Origin of the sequence: Mycobacterium gordonae, from assembly GCF_017086405.1 — a bacterium.
GTDB classification, from domain to species: Bacteria; Actinomycetota; Actinomycetes; order Mycobacteriales; family Mycobacteriaceae; genus Mycobacterium; species Mycobacterium gordonae_D.
The window spans coordinates 2550777-2570679 of record NZ_CP070973.1 but is presented as its reverse complement, the minus strand read 5'-3'; the positions used below and the strand labels follow the sequence as shown (position 1 = coordinate 2570679).

16 protein-coding genes and 3 pseudogenes are annotated in these 19903 nt (G+C 68.5%); 10 read left to right on the top strand and 9 right to left on the bottom strand.

The features are described 5' to 3' along the window. The first annotated feature begins 175 nt into the window (after window positions 1-175). The 3 genes from mntR (at window position 176) to JX552_RS10985 (ending at window position 3693) form a co-directional block, all read left to right on the top strand. Complete coding sequence (mntR, locus tag JX552_RS10995) at window positions 176-868, top strand: manganese-binding transcriptional regulator MntR (protein WP_205877444.1); 693 nt, start codon at window positions 176-178, stop codon at window positions 866-868. Window positions 869-1403: 535 nt separating this feature from the next. Then, window positions 1404-3149 (top strand): PE family protein, encoded by a 1746-nt coding sequence (locus tag JX552_RS33295; protein ID WP_431195978.1) that lies wholly within the window; start codon window positions 1404-1406, stop codon window positions 3147-3149. 331 nt (window positions 3150-3480) lie between these two features. Beyond that, a complete protein-coding gene (locus JX552_RS10985; RefSeq protein ID WP_205877441.1) occupies window positions 3481-3693 on the top strand; it encodes a hypothetical protein in 213 nt (70 codons plus the stop codon). Between the two features lie 454 nt (window positions 3694-4147). On the opposite strand, the gene JX552_RS33290 is transcribed toward JX552_RS10985, so the two are convergent. Further along, a complete protein-coding gene (locus tag JX552_RS33290) occupies window positions 4148-5791 on the bottom strand; it encodes a PE family protein (protein ID WP_205877439.1) in 1644 nt (547 codons plus the stop codon). A 540-nt stretch (window positions 5792-6331) separates the two neighbouring features. Here JX552_RS33290 and JX552_RS10975 point away from each other — a divergent pair. Further along, a pseudogene (locus JX552_RS10975) lies at window positions 6332-6669 on the top strand (FeoA family protein); the annotation flags it as partial. 16 nt (window positions 6670-6685) lie between these two features. Beyond that, window positions 6686-7488: pseudogene (locus JX552_RS10970) on the top strand (LLM class F420-dependent oxidoreductase). 2 nt (window positions 7489-7490) lie between these two features. Here the strand turns inward: JX552_RS10970 and JX552_RS10965 are convergent. The 5 genes from JX552_RS10965 to JX552_RS10945 form a co-directional block, all read right to left on the bottom strand. Continuing rightward, window positions 7491-8723 (bottom strand): acyl-CoA dehydrogenase family protein, encoded by a 1233-nt coding sequence (locus tag JX552_RS10965; RefSeq protein WP_205877437.1) that lies wholly within the window; start codon window positions 8721-8723, stop codon window positions 7491-7493. 3 nt (window positions 8724-8726) lie between these two features. After that, a complete protein-coding gene (locus tag JX552_RS10960) occupies window positions 8727-9929 on the bottom strand; it encodes a lipid-transfer protein (RefSeq protein ID WP_205877435.1) in 1203 nt (400 codons plus the stop codon). Window positions 9930-10350: 421 nt separating this feature from the next. Beyond that, on the bottom strand, window positions 10351-11247 hold the full coding sequence (gene truB / locus JX552_RS10955; RefSeq protein WP_205877434.1) for a tRNA pseudouridine(55) synthase TruB: 897 nt from the start codon (window positions 11245-11247) through the stop codon (window positions 10351-10353). After that, complete coding sequence (pptT, locus tag JX552_RS10950; RefSeq protein WP_205877433.1) at window positions 11244-11912, bottom strand: 4'-phosphopantetheinyl transferase PptT; 669 nt, start codon at window positions 11910-11912, stop codon at window positions 11244-11246. Before pptT ends, truB begins: the two co-directional genes overlap by 4 nt. Continuing rightward, on the bottom strand, window positions 11909-12874 hold the full coding sequence (locus JX552_RS10945; protein ID WP_205877432.1) for a metallophosphoesterase family protein: 966 nt from the start codon (window positions 12872-12874) through the stop codon (window positions 11909-11911). Before JX552_RS10945 ends, pptT begins: the two co-directional genes overlap by 4 nt. A 107-nt stretch (window positions 12875-12981) precedes the next feature. Between JX552_RS10945 and JX552_RS10940 the strand changes: the two genes are divergently transcribed. Further along, on the top strand, window positions 12982-13557 hold the full coding sequence (locus JX552_RS10940) for a DUF3558 domain-containing protein (protein WP_205877431.1): 576 nt from the start codon (window positions 12982-12984) through the stop codon (window positions 13555-13557). A 19-nt stretch (window positions 13558-13576) separates the two neighbouring features. After that, window positions 13577-15283 (top strand): CocE/NonD family hydrolase, encoded by a 1707-nt coding sequence (locus JX552_RS10935; protein ID WP_241011002.1) that lies wholly within the window; start codon window positions 13577-13579, stop codon window positions 15281-15283. On the opposite strand, the pseudogene JX552_RS10930 reads toward JX552_RS10935, so the two are convergent. Beyond that, window positions 15242-15786: pseudogene (locus JX552_RS10930) on the bottom strand (DUF1802 family protein). The gene JX552_RS10935 and the pseudogene JX552_RS10930 overlap by 42 nt on opposite strands. Then, window positions 15783-16052, bottom strand: coding sequence for a DUF2277 domain-containing protein (locus JX552_RS10925; RefSeq protein WP_205877430.1), 270 nt, complete (start codon window positions 16050-16052; stop codon window positions 15783-15785). Before JX552_RS10925 ends, JX552_RS10930 begins: the two are co-directional and overlap by 4 nt. Window positions 16053-16203: 151 nt before the next feature. Here JX552_RS10925 and JX552_RS10920 point away from each other — a divergent pair, with 151 nt between their 5' ends. Further along, window positions 16204-16953: an enoyl-CoA hydratase gene (locus JX552_RS10920; RefSeq protein ID WP_205877429.1), complete on the top strand. Its 750-nt coding sequence runs from the start codon at window positions 16204-16206 to the stop codon at window positions 16951-16953. A gap of 307 nt (window positions 16954-17260) precedes the next feature. Here the strand turns inward: JX552_RS10920 and JX552_RS10915 are convergent, their stop codons facing one another. After that, window positions 17261-17485 (bottom strand): hypothetical protein, encoded by a 225-nt coding sequence (locus tag JX552_RS10915; RefSeq protein WP_205877428.1) that lies wholly within the window; start codon window positions 17483-17485, stop codon window positions 17261-17263. Between JX552_RS10915 and JX552_RS33285 the strand changes: the two genes are divergently transcribed. Together JX552_RS33285 and JX552_RS10910 are read left to right on the top strand one after the other, a co-directional pair. After that, window positions 17478-17606 (top strand): hypothetical protein, encoded by a 129-nt coding sequence (locus tag JX552_RS33285; RefSeq protein WP_277396062.1) that lies wholly within the window; start codon window positions 17478-17480, stop codon window positions 17604-17606. The genes JX552_RS10915 and JX552_RS33285 overlap by 8 nt on opposite strands. 160 nt (window positions 17607-17766) lie before the next feature. After that, window positions 17767-19824: a PE-PGRS family protein gene (locus JX552_RS10910; protein WP_205877427.1), complete on the top strand. Its 2058-nt coding sequence runs from the start codon at window positions 17767-17769 to the stop codon at window positions 19822-19824. The last annotated feature ends 79 nt before the right edge of the window (window positions 19825-19903 follow it).

The window sequence follows — 19903 nt, the reverse complement described above, 5'->3', positions numbered from 1 at the left end:
AGCCCGCGGCACTACCTGGACACCTGCCGGGGCCGTCGCTGCCACCGATGCCACCGCAGCCGCCGTTTTTCGCGGTCCCGCAGCCCTCGGACCAGTCGGCACCACCGACCGGGCTCGGCGCGGTGGAGCAGGCGCCGACATCGGCAATCACGCAAGCGGCCTAAACTTTCACATTGTGAAGGCTGACGACGAGCCTGGCGGTCTCACCGCGGTTGCCCAGGACTATTTGAAGGTCATTTGGACGGCCCAGGAATGGTCGCTGGAGAAGGTCAGCACCAAGATGCTGGCGGAGAAGATTGGCGTGTCAGCCAGTACAGCTTCAGAGTCCGTCCGCAAACTCGCCGAGCAGGGCCTGGTCAACCACGCCAAGTACGGTGCGGTGACCTTGACCGATGCCGGCCGGCGAGCGGCGCTGGCAATGGTGCGTCGCCACCGACTGATCGAGGCATTCCTGGTCAACGAGCTTGGCTATGGGTGGGACGAAGTGCACGATGAAGCGGAGATTCTCGAGCACGCGGTGTCGGATCGACTGGTAGCGCGTATCGACGCGAAGCTGGGCTTTCCGCGCCGCGATCCGCACGGCGATCCCATTCCGGCCCCTGATGGACAGGTGCCGACTCCCCCGGCACGTCAATTGTGGGACTGCCTCAACGGTGAGACCGGCTCCGTGGCCCGCATCTCTGATGCCGACCCAGAAATGCTGCGATATTTCGACAGTGTCGGAATCAGCCTGGATTCGCGGCTGCGGGTGGTCACCCGGCGGGAATTCGCCGGCACGATCACGGTAGCGATCGAATCGAAGGGGGACACGGTCACGAGCCTCGAACTAGGCAGGCCCGCCGCACGAGCGATTTGGGTGGTGGGTTAGCGCTCGCCCACGGCTGCTTCGAATGCCGTAAGCCGCCCGCGTCGCAGACCTAGCCCCCCCCCCCGGGGAACGCCGTGGCGTCTGCGGCTGTTGCCGTGCAGCCGCACGACCCAGTTAAGGCGAACCATTCAGCGTTGCCGGGATGCGCGAGGATGCCGGTGCCGGAGATTACGCGACCCACCTTGACTGAGGATAATTTCGCATGTGAGACTTTGTTCAGTCTATGCGTTGAGGTACCCGTCATGGTCAGCGAACAAACCGATGCCGGTGATTTCCGATCACGCATGTGCGCGACTTACCCAAAAGCTCGGGCCAACATCTCGCCGAAGTCCGCCAGCCCCACCATTCGAGCAGGCAATTGCGTCGCAGCGAAGACATCGCGGCCCGCTTTCGCTTCGGCCCGCGTCACGGCCGGGCTAGCGCGGGCTGCAGCAAATGTGCGGCGCCACCGAAAGAAATATTTCACCGCCGGAAGGAGACAAAGGTGTCACAACTTCGAGTAGCCCTGGGATTGCTCGACGCGGCGGCCGGGGATATGGCCCAGCTCGGCATGGCAATCGATGACGCCAATGCGTCTGCTCTGGCCTCTACCACCCGGATGGTCGCGGCCGGCGCCGATGAGGTGTCGACTGCGATCGCTGCACTATTCAGCGAACACGGGCAAGCCTACGAGGCGGTGAGCGCACGGGCAGCGGCGTTTCACCGTGAATTCATGCAAGCCCTCCACACCGGGGCAGGCTGGTATGCCGGCGCCGAAGCCACCAATGTGTCGCCGCTTCAGCTGATCGAGCAACAGGTGCTGGCAGCGGTCAACGCACCCAGCCAGGTGCTGACCGGCCGTCCGCTGATCGGCGACGGGGCCAATGCGGCCACGCCGGGCGGTAACGGTGGTGCTGGCGGCTGGCTTTACGGGAATGGGGGTGCCGGTGCGGCCGGGGGGGCCGGACAATCCGGGGGTCGCGGCGGGGATGCCGGGCTGATTGGCAATGGCGGTGCCGGCGGCCAAGGCGGACCCGGGCAATCGGGCGGGTCCGGCGGTAACGCGTGGCTCTGGGGCAACGGCGGTGCCGGCGGTGCCGGCGGTGCCGGCGCGCCCGGCGCGCCCGCTGTCAATCCCGCCCAGCACGTAGTTCTCCCCGCAGCTCCCCCCGGTGCCAACGGCGCACCTTCCACGGGTCAGGGCGGCCAACCCGGTGCGAACGGCATCGCCGTCGGGCAGCCGGGCGGCAACGGCGGGACCGGAGCCCAAGGTGACCTGAGCGGAGGCACAGGAGGCGGCGGAGGCGGCGCCGGCGGGGCTGGTGCGTCCGGCGCCCCCGGGGGTACCGGCGGCGCCGGAGGAAAAGCCACCGGCGGGGGCGGTGGGGGCGGCGGTGCCGGCGGCCCTGGCGGCGCGGGCGCCACCGGTGGCAACGGCGGCTCCGGCGGGGACGGCAACTTTCTCGGTTCCATCGGCGGCGGCGGTGGGGGCGGCGGCGGGATCGGGGGTGCAGGTGGCACTGGCAACTTCACCTCTGCGGGCGACCCCGGGGGTGGAATCGCCGGCGGTGCCGGCGGCGTCGTCCCGAAGGGCGGTGGCGCAGGCGGTGGCGTCGGCGGTGGAGCCGGCGGAGCCGGCCAGTTCGGTGTGCCCAGCCCCAATGGTGGCGGCGGCGGGGGGGCGGGTGGCCCGGGCGGGATAGGAGCCGACGGTGGCAACGGCGGCAACGGCGGCGCCGGGCACGGAAGCGGTGCGGGAACCATCGACGGCAGCCCTGGCTTCGGGGGCGAGGGGGGCGCCGGCGGCACCGGAGGTGACGGCAGCTCCGGGGGCGCCGGCCAACTCGGCGGTGCCGGTGGCGCCGGTGGTAACGGCGGGCTTCTCTTCGGCAACGGTGGCGAGGGCGGCCAGGGCGGTAACGGCGGCCACGGCGGTGTCGGCGCCATCGGCGGCAACGGCGGCAACGGCGGCAACGGCGGGCTCGGCAACGACGGCGCAGACGGCGGCGACGGCGGCGACGGCGGCAAAGGCGGCAAGGGTGGAGACGGCGGCGATGGCGGCAATGGAGGTCTGGGCGGCCGCGGGGGTGCCCGAGGCCTGTTCGGCCAGCCGGGCGTCCATGGCGCCGGTGGCTCGGGCGGAGTCGGCGGCGACGGTAGCGTTGGCGGCGCGGGCGGCGCCGCCGGTGCAGGGGGCACCGCTACCGGCGGGGGTAACAACGGCAACTCCGGCAATGACGGGTCACCCGGCGAGACGGGGGCAGTCGGCAACGCCGGGATCGCTGGCGCGGGCGGTTACTGACCCCGTCCCCCTCTTGCTCATCTGGCCTCGCTCATCTGGACTCGGCTTTACGCGAGCCGGCCAACGGGCGCACACCAAGACTGCGGTCTAGGCACCCCGAGCAGCGTTGCTTTCGATTGATTCGATGATTTCGGCAGCAGAATCCATGATGGCGTCGAGTTCGCACGTGCGGGCCGAGGCAATCAATTCGCAGGGGTGCCCCACTGGCGCAGCGAACTAGGTTCAAGGCCCCAGCCGCGGCCGCGGAGGTGGCAGAACCAGCGGACCCTGCGGGGGCGGGGGGCCAATCGGAGGGGGCGATGGCTCGCTCGACCTGCTGGTAGTGGTAGCTGTGGCCGAGGTCTGGGTCGACGGAGCGGTCGTCGTGTCGGGCGCCGACGCCTCGGTTGTTGGCACCAGGGTGGTGGCCGGCGAAGTCGAGGAGGGCGCTGCGACGGTCGCCGTCGGAATCAGCGCCGAGACCGACGGGGACGTTGGGACCGATGCGCGCGGCATTTCTGATTCCGTTGGGGTCAGCGAGAGATTCGTGGTTGCTGAGGGTTGAGGGGAGGTCCATAACGGTGTCCTACCACCGGGCACGCCATCCTGTCCGCCGCAAAGCACCACCAGGCCAAAGATGATGAACCCGATCGTCGCGGCGGCGAACGCGCCGAATCCCATCAACACCGCAGCGGTGCGATGCCAGCCCGTCAGCTCAGCCCACTGTTCGTCCTCGTCGTCGCGCCCGTGTCCTTGGCTGTAGCCGTAGTAGTCGGGTTCAGCGGCACTGTGGTGGCCGCTTTGGCCGTACGCCAACTCTGCCGCTTCCGTGCTTGCAGACACGTCCTCCCAGGCGCGGGCGCCCTCATTTCTCTGGGCTGACATCGCAGATCCTTCCATCGTGATGATGGCCGGGAACGCAGCAAGGATGGGCATCGCGATCGCCTAGCAGAAGCCACATCGACGCTGTCACTACGCCGAACCCTGCCGCAAAACTCCTGAACAGCATCTTCCAAGGCTCAGCCGGGCAATCCGTCGGCGCCGGTCGCGCCTACAGCGCCTGGCTGGCCAGCGGGTCCGGCCTGGCCGTTTACGAAGCCGGTCCCAGCGCCTCCACCAACGCCGCCGCTACCGCCGGACCCGCCGCCACCACCACTGCCGCCCGCACCAGGGGCGCCAGCAAGGCCGAACAGCCCGCCGGCGCCACCGGCTCCCCCGTTTCCGCCGGTGCCACCGTCTCCGCCCTGACCGCCGGAGCCACCGCTCCCGCCGTTACCCCCATGCCCCTGGAGATAGGACGTCTGCCCGCTCCCGCCGGTGCCCCCTTTGCCGCCGGCGCCGCCGTCCGCACCGATGCCGCCGAACCCGGCGTTGCCACCGTGCCCGCCAGCGCCCCCATTACCCACCAGCCACCCGCCGCGACCGCCGACGCCACCAGAGCCGCCGTTGCCGCCAGCGCCAGCTGCAGCGCCGACGCCCCCAGCACCGCCGAGCCCACCGGGACCGCCGGCGTTGCCGAAGGCAGTGCCGCCGGTACCGCCCGTCCCACCCGCCGCGCCGATGCCGCCGACGCCGCCGACACCACCCGCAGCGCCCACGACGCCAGACGCACCGACCCCGCCGGTGCCGCCGGTGCCGCCCTGGGCGCCGACACCACCAGCGCCACCGGTGCCACCCGTGCCGCCTCCGCCGGTGCCGCCGGTCCCGCCGGTGCCGCCGGTGCCGCCGGGTGCACCGAATCCGCCGCTGCCTCCCAGGCCGCCTTTACCCCCCGTTTGGCCTAGACCGCCGGAGCCCCCGGTGCCGCCGGCCTGACCCAGAGTGGTGGAACTGACGCCATCTTGGCCGTTCCCTCCGTTGCCTCCAACAGCTGTGCCGAAGGCACCATTTGCGCCAGGACCTGCTGCGGGCCCCTGCGGAAGAGGGGTCGGGTTGACGCCATGAGCCCCCGAGGCTCCCAGCCCGCCATTGCCGGCCGCCCCACCCTGGCCCCATACGCCGGCGGATCCGCCATGGCCGCCATTGCCACCAATTCCCCCAGGCACGATTGCGTTGCCGCCGTTGCCACCCGCCCCACCGGACCCGTAGAGAAATCCCCCGGCGCCGCCATTACCGCCGGCCGCCCCGGGTGCACCCACGCCGCCGAGACCACCATTGCCGAAGAGCCCCGCCGCGCCGCCGTTGCCGCCATTCGGGTGTGCGCCCCCACCTGACCCACCGTTGCCGCCGTTGCCGAATAGCAGCCCGCCCGGTCCGCCGTCCTGCCCTGTTCCTGGCGCGCCGTTGGTGCCGTCACCAATCAGGGGCCGCCCTATCAGAGCCTGCGATGGCGCGTTGATTGCGGCGAACACCTGTTCTTGGAGCGCCTGCAACGGTGAGGCACCGGCGGCCTCCGCCACAGCGTATGTGGTGGCACTGCCCGCGAGGGCTTGCATGAATCGGTTGTGAAAAGCCGCTGCTTGCGCGCTCATCGCTTGATAGGCCTGGCCGTGGTCGGCGAATATCGCCGCGATCGCGGCCGACACCTCGTCGGCACCGGCACTGAGCAGCCCCGTCGTGGAGACCTTGGCGGCAGCGTTCGCCGCGACGACCGCCTGTTCCACGTCGGTCAGGTCACCAACCGCTGCGTCGATCCAATCTGGTGTCACCAGCACATACGACATAGTCAGCCCCTTTCGATCGCGCCAACCGAGACTGCGCTGCCGCATGACTGCGCTGACGGCTACAACTGCGCACCTCGCCCGATTTTTGTGAGGTTAGTATCAGTTATGAACATTACTTCAGTCAACCAAATTGTGACAAACTCTTGCTTCCCGTTGCCGCAAGCAACCAACCCGACGCGACGCTGACGGCCGCCGGGGGCATCCCCCCTGCCCAGGTTGTGCGCCGCGACCGACCCGCCGACGTCGGCCAGCGATCCGGACGCACTCGAGACACCGCTGGTCCTGGGCTTCGAGACAGGAGGGCACACCCGCAGCGCGTCGAACTGCTACCGATGCAAATCGCGTGACCGCAACCAGGCCGATGATCGACTGGGGCAGGACATGGGCGTAGCAATTGGCGACTCACACCCTGTCGTCCCTTGGCGATGTGGTCACCTGGGCCTCGCTCTGCCCGCTCAGCTCGTCAACGACTTCGTTTCGCGCGCAGGATCTTCCACGCGGTACGCCACCAAATAGCCACTGCCACCGATCAAGTGCACGGCGTGCGGCACCGCATCAGGATCAATCCGGAAACTGGCTGCACAGAGACCGACCGACCACGAGAGCACCGCGCGGTCCCGCTGACCGAGTCCGGGCGGCGGGCGGCGCTGAACCTGCTACGACGGCGCCAGCGGGAAAGTGGCCGCATCTCTGACGCAGACCCGGAGGTGCTTCGTTATCTCGACACCCTCGGGATCAACCTCGACTCCCCGTTGCGGGTGCTGACGCGGTGCGAATTCGCCGGCATGATCTCCGTCGCGGTGTCATCGGGGGACGGCGCGGCGACCACCGTGGAGTTGGGCAGCCCTGCAGCGCGGGCGCTCTGGACGGTGGGATGAATCGTCCCGCTGACGAATCCGTCACCACGACGAAGGTGTTGCCGTGCAACTCGAGCCACAGCACGCCTGAAGTTACCAACGCCTCCGGGACGCGGTGTGCCGGTGTGAGGGCCTCGGGGTCGACGCCGGGTTCAGTTGGGATCACTTGTTTCCGCTCTATAGTGATGCCGACGGCGCCCACTTCGAATGTTGGACGATGCTCAGCGCCTGGGCCGAGCAGACCTCGCGAATTGAATTGGGCCCGTTGGTCAGTTGCAACTCCTACCGCAACCCGGAACCTCTTGCCGACATGGCGCGCACTTGTCGATCACATCTGCAGGGCCGGCTGATCCTGGGCGTCGGAGCCGGTTGGACGCGGCGGGACTACGACGAGTACGGCTTCGTGTTCGGCACTGCAGCAAGCCGTATCGACGATATCGCGGCGGCGTTGCCTCGCATCAAACGCCGGCTCGGATGGTGCATCCGGAACCGGTCGGCGACATTCCGTTGCTGATCGGCGGTCAAGGCGAGCGCAAGACACTGCGCCCGGTGGCCGAGCATGCCGACATCTGGCATAGCCTCACCACTCCGGAAGAATACGGGTTGAAGTCCGGTGTGCTGGCCGCACACTGCGAAGCGCTGGCGTGGGATCCCGGCCCCATCGAGCGCTCAGGGGCGATCTGGGGAGAGATCGTCACCGGCCGTGACCGCGGCGGACTCATCGCCCGCGGGCAGGCGCTAGCCGACCTCGGCGTCACGCTGCCGACGATCGGCTGCGACGGTCCAGATTACGATCTGACCGGTGCGGCAGCACTGTGCCGCTGGCGTGACACCCGCTGATATCAGCCGGTCAACAGCCCCTTGGCGATGTGGGTCACCTGGACCTCGTTGCTGCCCGCGTAGATCATCAGCGATTTTGCATCGCGCGCAAGCTGTTCTACGCGGTATTCCGCCATATAGCCGTTGCCACCGAACAATTGCACGGCATCCATCGCGACATCGGTGGCGGCCTCCGACGAGTACAGCTTGATCGCCGACGCCTCGGCCAGCGTCAGCGCCTTGCCGGTCCGTTGACGCTCGATGGTGTGAAAAACCATGTTCTGCACGTTCATTCGGGCGATCTCCATTTTCGCCAGCTTGAGCTGGATCAACTGGAACTGCCCGATGTTCTTGCCCCACAACGTGCGACTTTTCGCGTAGTCCACACACAGCCGGTGGCACTCGTTGATGATGCCCAGCGCCATCATGGCGATGCCGATCCGTTCAGCGGCAAAATTGGCGCGGGCACTTTCTCTGCCGTCACCGTCGCCGGGGTTCTCGCTCTCACCGAGCAACCGGTCCGGGCTCAGCCGCACGTTGTCGAAGAACAACTCACCCGTCGGCGAGGACATCATGCCCATCTTCTTGAACGGCTTGCCCTGGGTGAGTCCAGGCATGCCGGAATCGAGCACGAACACCAGCACCGGCCGGTTGCGCTTGTCCGCCTGGCCGTCGTCCAGCTTGGCGTAGACCACCAGCACGTCGGCGTACGGGCCGTTGGTGATGAATGTCTTCTGGCCGTTGAGGATGTAGTCCTGCCCGTCCCGCCTGACATAGGTCTTCATGCCACCGAACGCATCCGAGCCGGAGTCGGGTTCGGTGATGGCCCAAGCGGCGATCTTGTTGAGCGTCATCAGGTCCGGCAGCCAGCGTTCCTTTTGGGCCAGGGTGCCGCGGCTCATGATGGTCGCCGCGCCCAAGCCCAGGCTGACCGATGCGGTGCTCAGCAGCCCGATGCTGACCCGGGCGATTTCGGAGACCAGCACGGCCACCATCGACGCCTGCGCGGCCATTCCGCCGGATTCCTCCGCACCGTCCTGCTTTTCGTCTGTCCCCGCGCGGTCGCGGTCGAGCATCTTCTTCACCGACTCCGCGGCCAACGCGTCCAATCCGAATTGACTGAACAGTTTGCGCGCGATCGGATAAGGCGGCATCTCGCCGGTCTCCAGCGCGTCCAGGTTGGGCCGGATCTCCTTGTCGACGAACTGACGGACGGTGTCGCGCACCATCAGATCGGTTTCGGACCACTCGATCACGGCTCAGCGCTCGGCGCGCTGGTAGGCGGTGACGACGGCGGCGCCGCCCAGACCGATGTTGTGTTGCAGTGCGGCGTTGACGTTGTCCACCTGCCGTTTGTCTGCGGTCCCGCGCAGTTGCCAGGTGAGTTCGGAGCACTGCGCCAACCCGGTCGCGCCGAGCGGATGACCCTTGGAGATCAGCCCGCCCGACGGGTTGACCACCCAGCGTCCGCCGTAGGTGGTCTGGTTGTCGTCGATCAGCTTGGGCGCCTCGCCCTGCCCGCACAGACCCAGCGCCTCATACAGCAGCAACTCGTTGGCGGAGAAACAGTCGTGCAGTTCGACCACCTGGAAATCGTCGGGACCTAGCCCGGACTGCTGGTAAACCTGCTGGGCTGCTTGCACATTCATGTCGTAGCCGATGACGTTGCGGGCGCTGCCGTCGAAGGTGGAGGCGAAGTCGGTGGTCATGGACTGCCCGACGATCTCCACCGCCTGCCCGGCCAGGTCGTGCCTGGCGACGTAGTCCTCGCTGGCGAGCACCACCGCGGCCGAGCCGTCGGAGGTGGGCGAGCACTGCAGTTTGGTGAGCGGGTCGGAGATCATCTTCGCGGCCAGGATGTCATCGAGGGTGTACTCGTCCTGGAACTGGGCGTACGGGTTGTTCACCGAATGCTTGTGGTTCTTGTAGCCGATCTTGGCGAAATGTTCCGCGGTGGTGCCGTACTTCTTCATGTGCTCGCGGCCGGCCGCCCCGAACATCCACGGCGCCACCGGGAAGGCGAACTCGTCGATCTCGGCCAGCGCCTTGACGTGCCGGCCCAGCGGTGACTCCCGGTCGTTGGCACCCCCCTGCAGCGCGCCGGGCTGCATCTTCTCGAAACCCAACGCCAGCACACAGTCGGCCAGCCCACCCCGGATAGCCTGCGCGCCCAGGTACAGCGCGGTGGAGCCCGTCGAACAGTTGTTGTTGACATTGACGATCGGGATTCCAGTCATGCCGAGTTCGTAGAGGGCGCGCTGTCCGCAGGTGGAGTCGCCGGCCACGTACCCGACGTAACCGTGCTCGATCTCGGTGTAGTCGACCCCGGCGTCCTGCAGGGCGTTGGTGCCGGACTCCTTGGCCATCTGCGGGTAGTCCCAGCCTTCGCGGCGGCCTGGCTTCTCGAACTTCGTCATCCCGACTCCCACGACGAAGACCTTGTTGCGACTCTTAGCAGGCATCTTTGCCCCTCCACCTCGATTGACTCGCATCCCAGTGTGCAACTCGGCTTGGCGAGGCCGCAGACCGGGGCTGTCCGGGCGTCGAGCCTGTAAATCTGGAGGGCCCCCTCTCGCACTTTGGCTACAGATCTGCAGCCTCGGTGAAGGCGAACCGGACTGCATCGTCGCCGGGCGGGGCTCGATTGCCCGCCTCCTCCTCAGTCCGAACCGGACGGCATCGTCGCCGGGCGGGGCTCGATCGCCCGCCTCCTCCTCAGTCCGAACCGGACGGCATCGTCGCCGGGCGGGGCTCGATCGCCCGCCTCCTCCTCAGTCCGAACCGGACTGCATCGTCGCCGGGCGGGGCTCGATTGCCCGCCTCCTCCTCAGTCCGAACCGGACTGCATCGTCGCCGGGCGGGGCTCGATTGCCCGCCTCCTCCTCAGTCCGAACTGGACTGCATCGTCGCCGGGCGGATCACAACCACCGATTTGGTGCGGCGGCCCTCGTCGCGCAACAGCGCGATCACCCGGCCGTCGGCGGCGCCGGCCGCATAGACGCCGTCGATCCCGGCGGCGGTCAGGGCCCGGCCGTTGGCGGCGGCGTCGGCCTCCTCCGCGGTGAGGTCGCGGCGCGCGAACATCAACAGGCAGGCCTCGTCGAGGCTCAGCGACAAGCCCGGGTGCTCGGCCAGATCCTCAAGCGTCACCGCATGGCTCAGGTCGAAGTGGCCGACCCGGGTACGGCGCAACGCGGTCAGATGGCCGCCGACCCCCAGGGCATCGCCGAGATCGCGCGCCAGCGCACGGATGTAGGTGCCCGACGAGCAGTCGACCTCCACGTCGAGGTCGATCAAGCCCTCACCGCGTCGCGTCGCCCGCACCTCGAACCGTTCGATCCGCACCGGCCGGGCCTGCAGTTCGACGGCCTGGCCCTCGCGCGCCAGTTGGTAAGCGCGCCGGCCGCCGACCTTGATCGCGCTCACCGCCGACGGCACCTGGCTGATGTCACCGCGCAACGCGGTCAGCGCCGATTCGATCTCCTGATCGGTGACGTGGTCGGCCGCAACCGACTGCAGCGGTTCACCTTCCGCGTCATCGGTCGACGTAGCCTGGCCGAGCCGGACGGTGGCCGCGTAGGACTTCGACGTCGCGGTCAACAATCCGAGGATCTTCGTGGCACGCTCGATGCCCAGCACCAGCACGCCGGTGGCCATTGGATCCAGCGTTCCGGCATGGCCCACCCGGCGGGTGGCAAAGATCCGGCGACAGCGCCCGACGACGTCGTGACTGGTCATCCCGGCGGGTTTGTCGACGACAACGAGCCCGGCAACGGTCATAACACGATCGCGGTGAGCACCAGACCGCGCTCCACCGACCAGCGCCCGGTCAGCGACGTCAACGGCGGACCCGACAGAGCGGACGGATCGATCAGGATGCGGGAGACGAATCGCCCGTCGGCCGTGAACGTGATGTGCGCGTCCTCGAAGCCCAGCCAGCGCTTGGTCAGCGGGAACCACGCCTTGTACGTGGCTTCCTTGGCACAGAACAGGATCCGGTCCCAGTGCAGCCCGGACGGCAGCACCGCGGGAATCTCGGCGCGCTCGGCCGGCAGGCTGATCGCATCCAGCACGCCGTTGGGCAGGACATCGTGTGGCTCGGCGTCGATACCCACGGACCGGACCCGTCCGTCGCGTCCGACCACTGCGCCGCGGTAGCCGGTGCAATGGGTGAGGCTGCCCACGACGCCGTCAGGCCAGCACGGTTCGCCCTTGTCGCCCTTGAGGATCGGCACCGGAGACACGCCGATCTCGCCGAGCGCCACGCGGGCGCAGTGCCGCACGGTGATGAATTCGTTGCGGCGCTTGGCCACCGACCTGGCGATCAGCGGCTCCTCCTCGGGCAGCGGTGCGAGATCCGGCGGGTCCGAGTACAGCTCGGCATGGCCCAGCTCGTCGACCAAGGTGCCGGGCAGCAGCGACGACACCAGCGTGCGTGGGGTCATCGGGACTGCCGCTGCCGCAGGCGTTCCTGAAACTGGGCGTGCTGCGCCCTCATCTCAGGGGTGATGGTGAAGTGCCCGCCGAAGTCGTTGAGGTAGCCGGGCGCATACTGCGGATCGGGCAGCACCTGGCGCAGCCAGCTGTAGGGCTTACGGCGCCGCCATTCACGCGGGTATCCCACCGACACCTCTTCGAATCGCACATCGTCGTACCAGGTGGTGCGCGGGATGTGCAGGTGGCCGTAGACCGAGCAGATCGCGTTGTAGCGGGTGTGCCAATCGGCGGTCTTGGTGGTGCCGCACCACAGCGCGAACTCGGGGTAGAACAGCGCGTCGCAGGGGTCGCGCACCAGCGGGAAATGGTTGACCAGCACCGTCGGCTGCATCCAGTCGAGTTGTTCGAGGCGAGCCTTGGTCTTGCTGACCCGCTCGCGGCACCAGGCGTCGCGGGTGGCGTACGGCTCGCAGGACAGCAGGAACTCGTCGGTGCACACCACGTTGCGTTCCTTGGCGATGGCCAGGCCCTCGGCCTTCGTGGCCGCGCCGTTGGGCAGGAACGAATAGTCGTAGAGCAGGAACATCGGCACGATGGTGGCCGGGCCGCCCCGTTCGGTCCACACCGGGAACGGGTGCTCGGGGGTGACCACGCCCATCTCGTCGCACATGTTGACCAGGTAGTCGTAGCGGTTGCGGCCGAAGATCTGCAGCGGGTCCTTGTTGGTGGTCCACAGTTCGTGGTTGCCCGGCACCCAGATCACCTTTGCGAACCGCCGCCGCAGCAGATCCAGCGCCCAGCGGATCTCGTCGGTACGTTCGGCTACGTCCCCGCAGACGATCAGCCAGTCATCCGGCGACGACGGGTGCAGCGACTCGGTGACGGGCTTGTTTCCCAGGTGGCCGGTGTGCAGATCGGAGACAGCCCACAGCGTCGGCTGTCCGCCGCCCGTCGGCTCATGTCCTGCCACGATTAACCACCCTAGCGATCCGCAGTGGATTGCCCCGTTTCGCTTACGGCTGCCTAGCAGCGACTTGTACACTCCCGGCAAGAGGATCGCCGGGAGCAGGGGGTGTCGTGTTCGCCAAGGTGCGTCTGGCCGCAGCGTTGAGTGCGCTGGTCACAGCGGTGATCGTGGGCTTCGACTATGCTCCCCCGGTTCCCCGGGCCCACGGGCCGGTCGAGTTGCGCTCGACGGCTCAGCCGATGGAAACCACCATGAAGAGCCCGATCGTGGCGACGTCCGACCCGAGCCCGTTCGATCCCTGCACCGACATACCGTTCGACGCGGTGCAGCGGCTGGGCCTGGCCTTTACGCCTCCCGAGCCGTTGGAAGGCTTGCGCTGCCAGTATGACGCCGGCAACTACCAGTTGGCCGTGGAGCCCATCGTCTGGCGGACCTACGCCCAGACGCTGCCCGCCGACGCCGTCGAAACCACGATCCAGGGCCACCGCGCCGCTCAGTACTGGACCTTGAAGCCCACGTACCACAACAGCTTCTGGTACATCTCCTGCATGGTGACGTTCAAGACCAGCTACGGCGTCATCCAGCAGTCGCTGTTCTACTCGACCGTCTACTCCGAACCCGACGTGGACTGCCCGTCCACCAATCTGCAGCGGGCCAACGACCTCGCTCCGTTCTACAAGTTCTGACCCTGCCTACTCTGGCTGTGTGAGCATCACATCCCTTCGCCGTGAGCGACTCAAGCAGCGACAGCTGACCAGTGGGATCGGCCGCCGGGTCGCCCTCGGCGCGATCGGCGCCGCGTTCGGCCTGCCCCGGGCCACCACCCGCTACACCGTCGACCATGTCGAGATCCCGATGCGCGACGGTGTCCGGCTGGTGGCCGATCACTATGCGCCGCAGACGTCCAGGCCGTCCGGCACCGTACTGGTCCGGGGCCCCTACGGGCGCAAGCTGCCGTTCTCCCTACCCTTCGCCAAGCTCTATGCCTCGCGCGGTTATCACGTTGTGCTGCAGAGTGTTCGGGGCACCTTCGGATCGGCAGGCGAGTTCGAACCGATGGCCAACGAGGCTCAGGACGGCGCCGACACGGTGCAGTGGCTGTGTGAACAGCCGTGGTTCACCGGCCGCTTCGCCACCGTGGGCCTGTCTTATCTCGGATTCACTCAGTGGGCGCTGCTCAACGACCCGCCTCCGGAACTGGCCGCCGCGGTGATCGCGGCGGGACCGCACGACTTCAGGGAATCAACCTGGGGCACAGGCACATTCGCCGTCAACGACTTCCTGGGCTGGAGCGACATGGTGAGCCGCCAGGAGGATTCCCGCCGCGTCCGGCACGGCATCCGTCACCTCCGGGCGCCACGAAAGGTGGCGCGGGCCGTCGCGGCGGTCCCGTTCGGGGCGGCCGCGCGCGACCTGCTCGGCTCGGGTGCACCCTGGTTCGAATCGTGGGCCAAAGAACCCTCGCCGGACGACCCGTTCTGGGACCGGTTGCGCTGTCCCGACGCGCTGGACCGGGCGGAGGTTCCGGTGCTGCTGCTCGGGGGCTGGCAGGACGTTTTCATCGGCCAGACGACGGCGCAGTACCGCCAGCTTTCCCGGCGGGGCGTGAAGGTGGCCATGACGGTGGGTCCGTGGACGCACGACGAGATGATCACCAAGGCCCTGCCTCTCTCCACTCGACAAACGCTGGACTGGCTGGACTTTCACCTCGGCGACGCGCCAGAGCTCAGACGCCCGAGCCCGGTGCACGTCTTCGTTACCGGCGAGGGATGGCGTCACCTGCCTGACTGGCCGCCGGCCACCAGCGAGCAGGCGCTGTACCTGCAGCCCTACGGGCACCTGGGCGACACCCCGCCGGAAACCAAGACGCGGCCGGCGAACTTCCGCTACGACCCCGCCGACCCGACCCCTACGACCGGCGGCCCGCTGCTGTCTGCCAAGGGCGGCTACTGCGACGACACCGCGCTCGCCCAGCGCGACGACGTGCTCAGTTTCACCGGAGCCACCCTCACGCAGGATCTGTTCGTCTACGGCAATCCCGTGCTAGAACTGGCGCACAGTGCCGACAACCCGCATGTCGACCTGTTCGTCCGGGTCAGCGAAGTGGACGCCAAGGGCCGGTCCCGCAATGTGAGCGACGGGTATCGCCGCCTCGATGGCGGCTCGCGCAGCGTCAGGATCGAACTCGATCCGATCGCGCACCGGTTCGCCGCCGGATCGCGCATCCGGGTGCTCATTTCCGGAAGCTGGTCACCGCGCTATGCACGCAACCTCGGCACGGGAGAACCGGTGCTGACCGGACGCCAGCTCAAGGCGGCAACGCATTCGGTGCACTTCGGCGAGTCCCGGCTGTTGCTGCCGGCGGCGAGCTCAGGCGACGGCGGCGCGGACCCGGGTGATGATCGCGGCTAACTCCGCGTCGTCGTGCACCGGTTCCGCGAGCCGCGGTGTGGTGGGCAGTTGCACCCAGCTGGTGCAGCCCGCGTAGTCGGGGTGCGGGTCAGCCGCACCGGGTCGGCGAGCGGTATGGCCGATACCACCAGCACGGCGAGCCGATGCTTGGGCCGGAAGTCGAGCCGGTCGGCGCGGACCGATTCGGCGGTCCAGATGTGCAGATCTTCGATGTCGGGCAACCGCTCCGGTCGATTAACTGCAAGTGCGGCAACGACTTTCGCCGCGGCACGCACCGTAACGTGGTCATCGGTGCTGTCGTCGGCCGCGGCCGCGAGCAGGTCCTGATGCTCGGGGCGGACGCGCTGGGAGTGGCTGTGCGCCACCGTCGGGAACAACAGGAACTCGTTGGCGGCCACCTCGAAGCGCTTCTCGCCGATGCCGCCCTTGCGCAGCAGGACGGTCTGGCGCCCGTCGAGCAGCGCCCGTACGGCGGCACTCCACTCTTTGAGTGCCGCCGTCATCGCGAACTGGCCAGCCGGGCCACCACCTCCGGGCGACGCAGCGGCGGGACGGTCTTGGGCGGCAGACGGCGGGGCGGGAGGGCGTCGAGCAACCGGGCGGTCGACGCGGTGACCTCGGCGACGGCGGCTTCGAACGCGTCAGCGTTGGCCGCGGACGGGTGGGTGATACCACTGACCTTGCGGACGTACTGGCGCGCCGCGGCTGCGATCTCCTGGGCTGTGGCGGGCGGCTCCAGTCCGCGCAGTTCGGTGATGTTGCGGCACATGGTGTCCACGATAGGCGCGACACCGGCTTGGGCTGTCTGCGCCGAGCCTGCGTCCAGGCCCCGTCCTCCCGGCGTGTCTTCACCCTCGGCGCAGAATCGCTGCCATTCACGCAGCTTCGTTGCCAGCCGCGGGCTTGGCTACGGTAAGAACATGACCGACGAGATCCTGCTGATCGACACCGACGAGCGGGTGCGCACCCTGACGCTGAACCGTCCGCAGTCCCGCAATGCGCTCTCCGCGGCATTGCGGGACCAGTTCTTCGGCGCGCTCGCCGACGCCGAGACGGATGACGGCGTCGACGTCATCATCGTGACCGGCGCCGACCCGGTGTTCTGCGCCGGGCTGGATCTCAAGGAGTTGGGCGGGCAGACCGCTCTCCCCGATATTTCGCCCCGCTGGCCGGCCCTGACCAAGCCGGTCATCGGCGCCATCAACGGTGCCGCGGTCACCGGCGGACTCGAGTTGGCGCTGTACTGCGACATCCTGATCGCCTCCGAGCACGCGCGGTTCGCCGACACCCATGCCCGGGTGGGGCTGCTGCCCACCTGGGGTCTGAGCGTGCGGCTGCCGCAAAAGGTGGGCGTAGGCCTGGCCCGACGGATGAGCATGACCGGCGACTACCTTTCGGCCACCGACGCGCTGCGCGCCGGGCTGGTGACCGAGGTGGTGGCGCACGACCAGCTACTGCCCGCCGCCCGCGGAGTCGCGGCCTCCATCGTGGGCAACAACCAGGATGCGGTGCGGGCTCTGCTGGCCTCCTATCACCACATCGACGACGCCCAGATCGGCGGCGGCTTATGGTTGGAAGCCGCTGCGGCACGACAGTTCCGTACCAGCGGCGACGACATCGCCGCCAACCGCGAGGCCGTGCTGCAGCGCGGACGCTCGCAGGTGCGCTGACATCGAATTCTTTCGCGACGGGGGGTTGGCGGCCACAGTCGCCGCGGGGTGACCAGACAAGCACCGCCGCAATGAATCGCGGTCAGTGCCCTCAACGTGGCCAGCGTCATGGGCCCCGGTCCGGGCGCGCTGGGCCGGCGACCGTGGTCGGTAACCGTCGGCGGGCTGTTCGTCGCGGGTGGCCGGCCCGCCGGTGCTGGTCGGGTTGTGGTCGGGGGTGGGCGTGGGACGGCCCCGGGTTGACGACGACACCAGTTGACCGCGTAGCCGCCGGCCGATGAAGGTCCGCAGGGAGCGGTGATGAGCGCTAGCGCTGTTGATCGCTGAACTCCGCCGCGTCGGCCTCGGCTGCGGCGCTCGGTAGCCGGAAGCCGACCGCACTGTTCGCTGCGGCGGTGGGTGCCCGTGCGCGCTGATGTCGAGCGTCGAGCCACCGGCCGGCCTCGGTGAGGTTTTCCGCGTGCAGGCGGGGAAAGACGTGAATGGCTTTGTCCTGCAACGCCTTACGCGGGGTGTCCGGCAGCGTGTACACCTGGCTGCTCGCAGCAGGTGCGCAAGATGGCGGCCACGACATCACGGGAGTGCCGTTCGTCGAGGAGAAGACCGGCGCGTGTTTCAGTGTCGGTGGTGTGTCCACGCGTACTGCGCACTAGAGCCAGTGAAGCCGGTTGCGCCGGGCGCAAGAATCTGTGTGAAATCCGGCAAGTTTTTTCCGGTATGCAAGTCGGTTGGCGGCACTTAGCCTAATTCGCAACACATCTCGCGGCCGCAAGTCCTCGCGTGTCGTCACGTGCGCTGATGGAGGAGGTTGTCATGTCTTCGTTGGTGGTGGTGCCGCAGGTGGTGGCGGCGGCCTCGGAGCAGCTGGCGGGGATCAGTGCGGCGGTGGGTGCGGCCAACGCGGCAGCCGCGGCATCGACGACGACGGTGGCGGCGGCTGCCGGCGATGAAGTCTCGGCGGCGATCGCGGCCCTGTTTTCCGGACACGCCGGCCAGTACCAGGCGATCAGCGCCCAGGCGGCGACTTTTGGTGCCGAGTTCGCCGATGCGCTGGGCGCGGCCGGCGCCTGGTATGCCACCGCGGAGGCGGCTGCGGCCACTCCATTGCAGGCGTTGGCCGACGAGGTGTTGGCGGTGATCAATGCCCCGAGCATGCTGCTGTTGGGGCGCAAGTTGATCGGGGATGGGGCCAATGGGGCGGCGGGTACGGGTCAAGCCGGCGGGGATGGCGGGTTGCTGTGGGGTAACGGGGGCGCGGGGGGCTCGGGGGCGCCGGGGCAGGCCGGAGGTCGGGGTGGGGATGCGGGGCTACTCGGTGCCGGCGGGCCCGGTGGTGCGGGCGGGGCGGGCGTGGCCGGCGGCGCCGGGGGTGCCGGCGGTGCCGGGGGTGCGGGGGGCTGGTTGGCCGGTGTGGGTGGCGCCGGAGGTTTTGGGGGGGCAGGTGGGGCGAGTACCACGGGGGTGGGTGGTGCCGGCGGTATCGGGGGTGTCGGGGGTGTGGGGCGGGCGGCGGTGTTCGGGTTCGGCGGGGCCGGAGGGCTCGGTGGTATCGGCGGTGAGGGCGCGGCGGGTCTTGCGGGTGGGGGTGACGCTTTCGCGGGGGGTACGGGGGGGCAGGGCGGAGCCGGAGGAGCCGGGTGGGGATTGTTGTCGGTCGGCGGTACCGGTGGTTCCGGTGGTGTCGGCGGGCTCGGTGGCGTAGCAGGGACGGGTACGAACAGCACGGTGTTCACGGTGGCCGGCGGGGTCGGCGGGACCGGCGGAACCGGTGGTGAGGGCGGGTTCGGCGGCGCTGGTGGGGCCGGCGGAGTATTCGGGTCGGGACTGTTGGGCTGGTCGGGGTCGGCAGGGGTGGCCGGGGTGGGCGGCACCGGGGGGGCCGGCGGTGGTGGCGGTCTAGGTGGGGCCAGTCTGGCCGGTTTCAGCGCTGCCGGCACCGCCGGTGGCCCCGGTGGCGGGGCGGTCGGTTTTGCCGGCGGGGCAGGAGGCACCGGCGGGGCAGGCGGCTCGGGCGGCAGGGTGAGCACCATCACCGGATTCATCAATCCAAGTGCGGTGGCGGTCAACCCGGGCGGCAACGTCTATGTCACCAACCAAGGCGGCACGGTGTCGGTGATCAACCCGAGCACCAACGAAGTGACGAACTCCATCAGCGGCGTGGGCAGCTTTCCGACGGGTATGGCGGTCTACCCGGGCGGCGACATCTATGTCACCAACCAAAGCGGCACGGTGTCGGTGATCAACCCAAGCACCAACCAGGTGACCGCCACCATCGGCGGGTTCAGCAATCCACGCGGGGTGGCGGTCGACCCGGACGGCAACGTCTATGTCACCAACCTTGGGTCCGGCACGGTGTCGGTGATCGACCCGACCACCTACGCCGTGACCGACACCATCGGCGGGTTCACCAACCCACTCGGAGTGGCGGTCAACCCGGGCGGCAACGTCTATGTCACCAACCTTTCGTCCGGCACGGTGTCGATGATCAACCCGACCACCAACGAAGTGACCGCCATCACCGGGTTCAGCTTTCCGACCGGAGTGGCGGTCAACCCGGGCGGCAACATCTATGTCACCAGCCAAAGCCTCGACACGGTTTCGGTGATCAACCCGAGCACCAACGAAGTGATCGAACCTGTTATCGGGGTGGGCGACGCACCGTTCGGGGTCGCGGTCAGCCCAGCCAGCGGGTACGTGTTCGTCGCCAACACAAGAAGCGACACTGTGTCGGTGATCAACCCGGCCACCAACACCGTGACCGCCACCATCCCGGTAGGCGACGGCCCGTTCGCGGTGGCGGTCGACCCCGGCACCGGTGCGGTGTACGTCACCAACCTCGACAGCGACACGGTGTCGGTGATCAGCGGATAGTCGCCCCGGGATGTGTCCCGGCAAGCATCGCCACCCTGAATCACGGTGAGCGGCCCCCGAAGCCCGATCATGGAGTCAA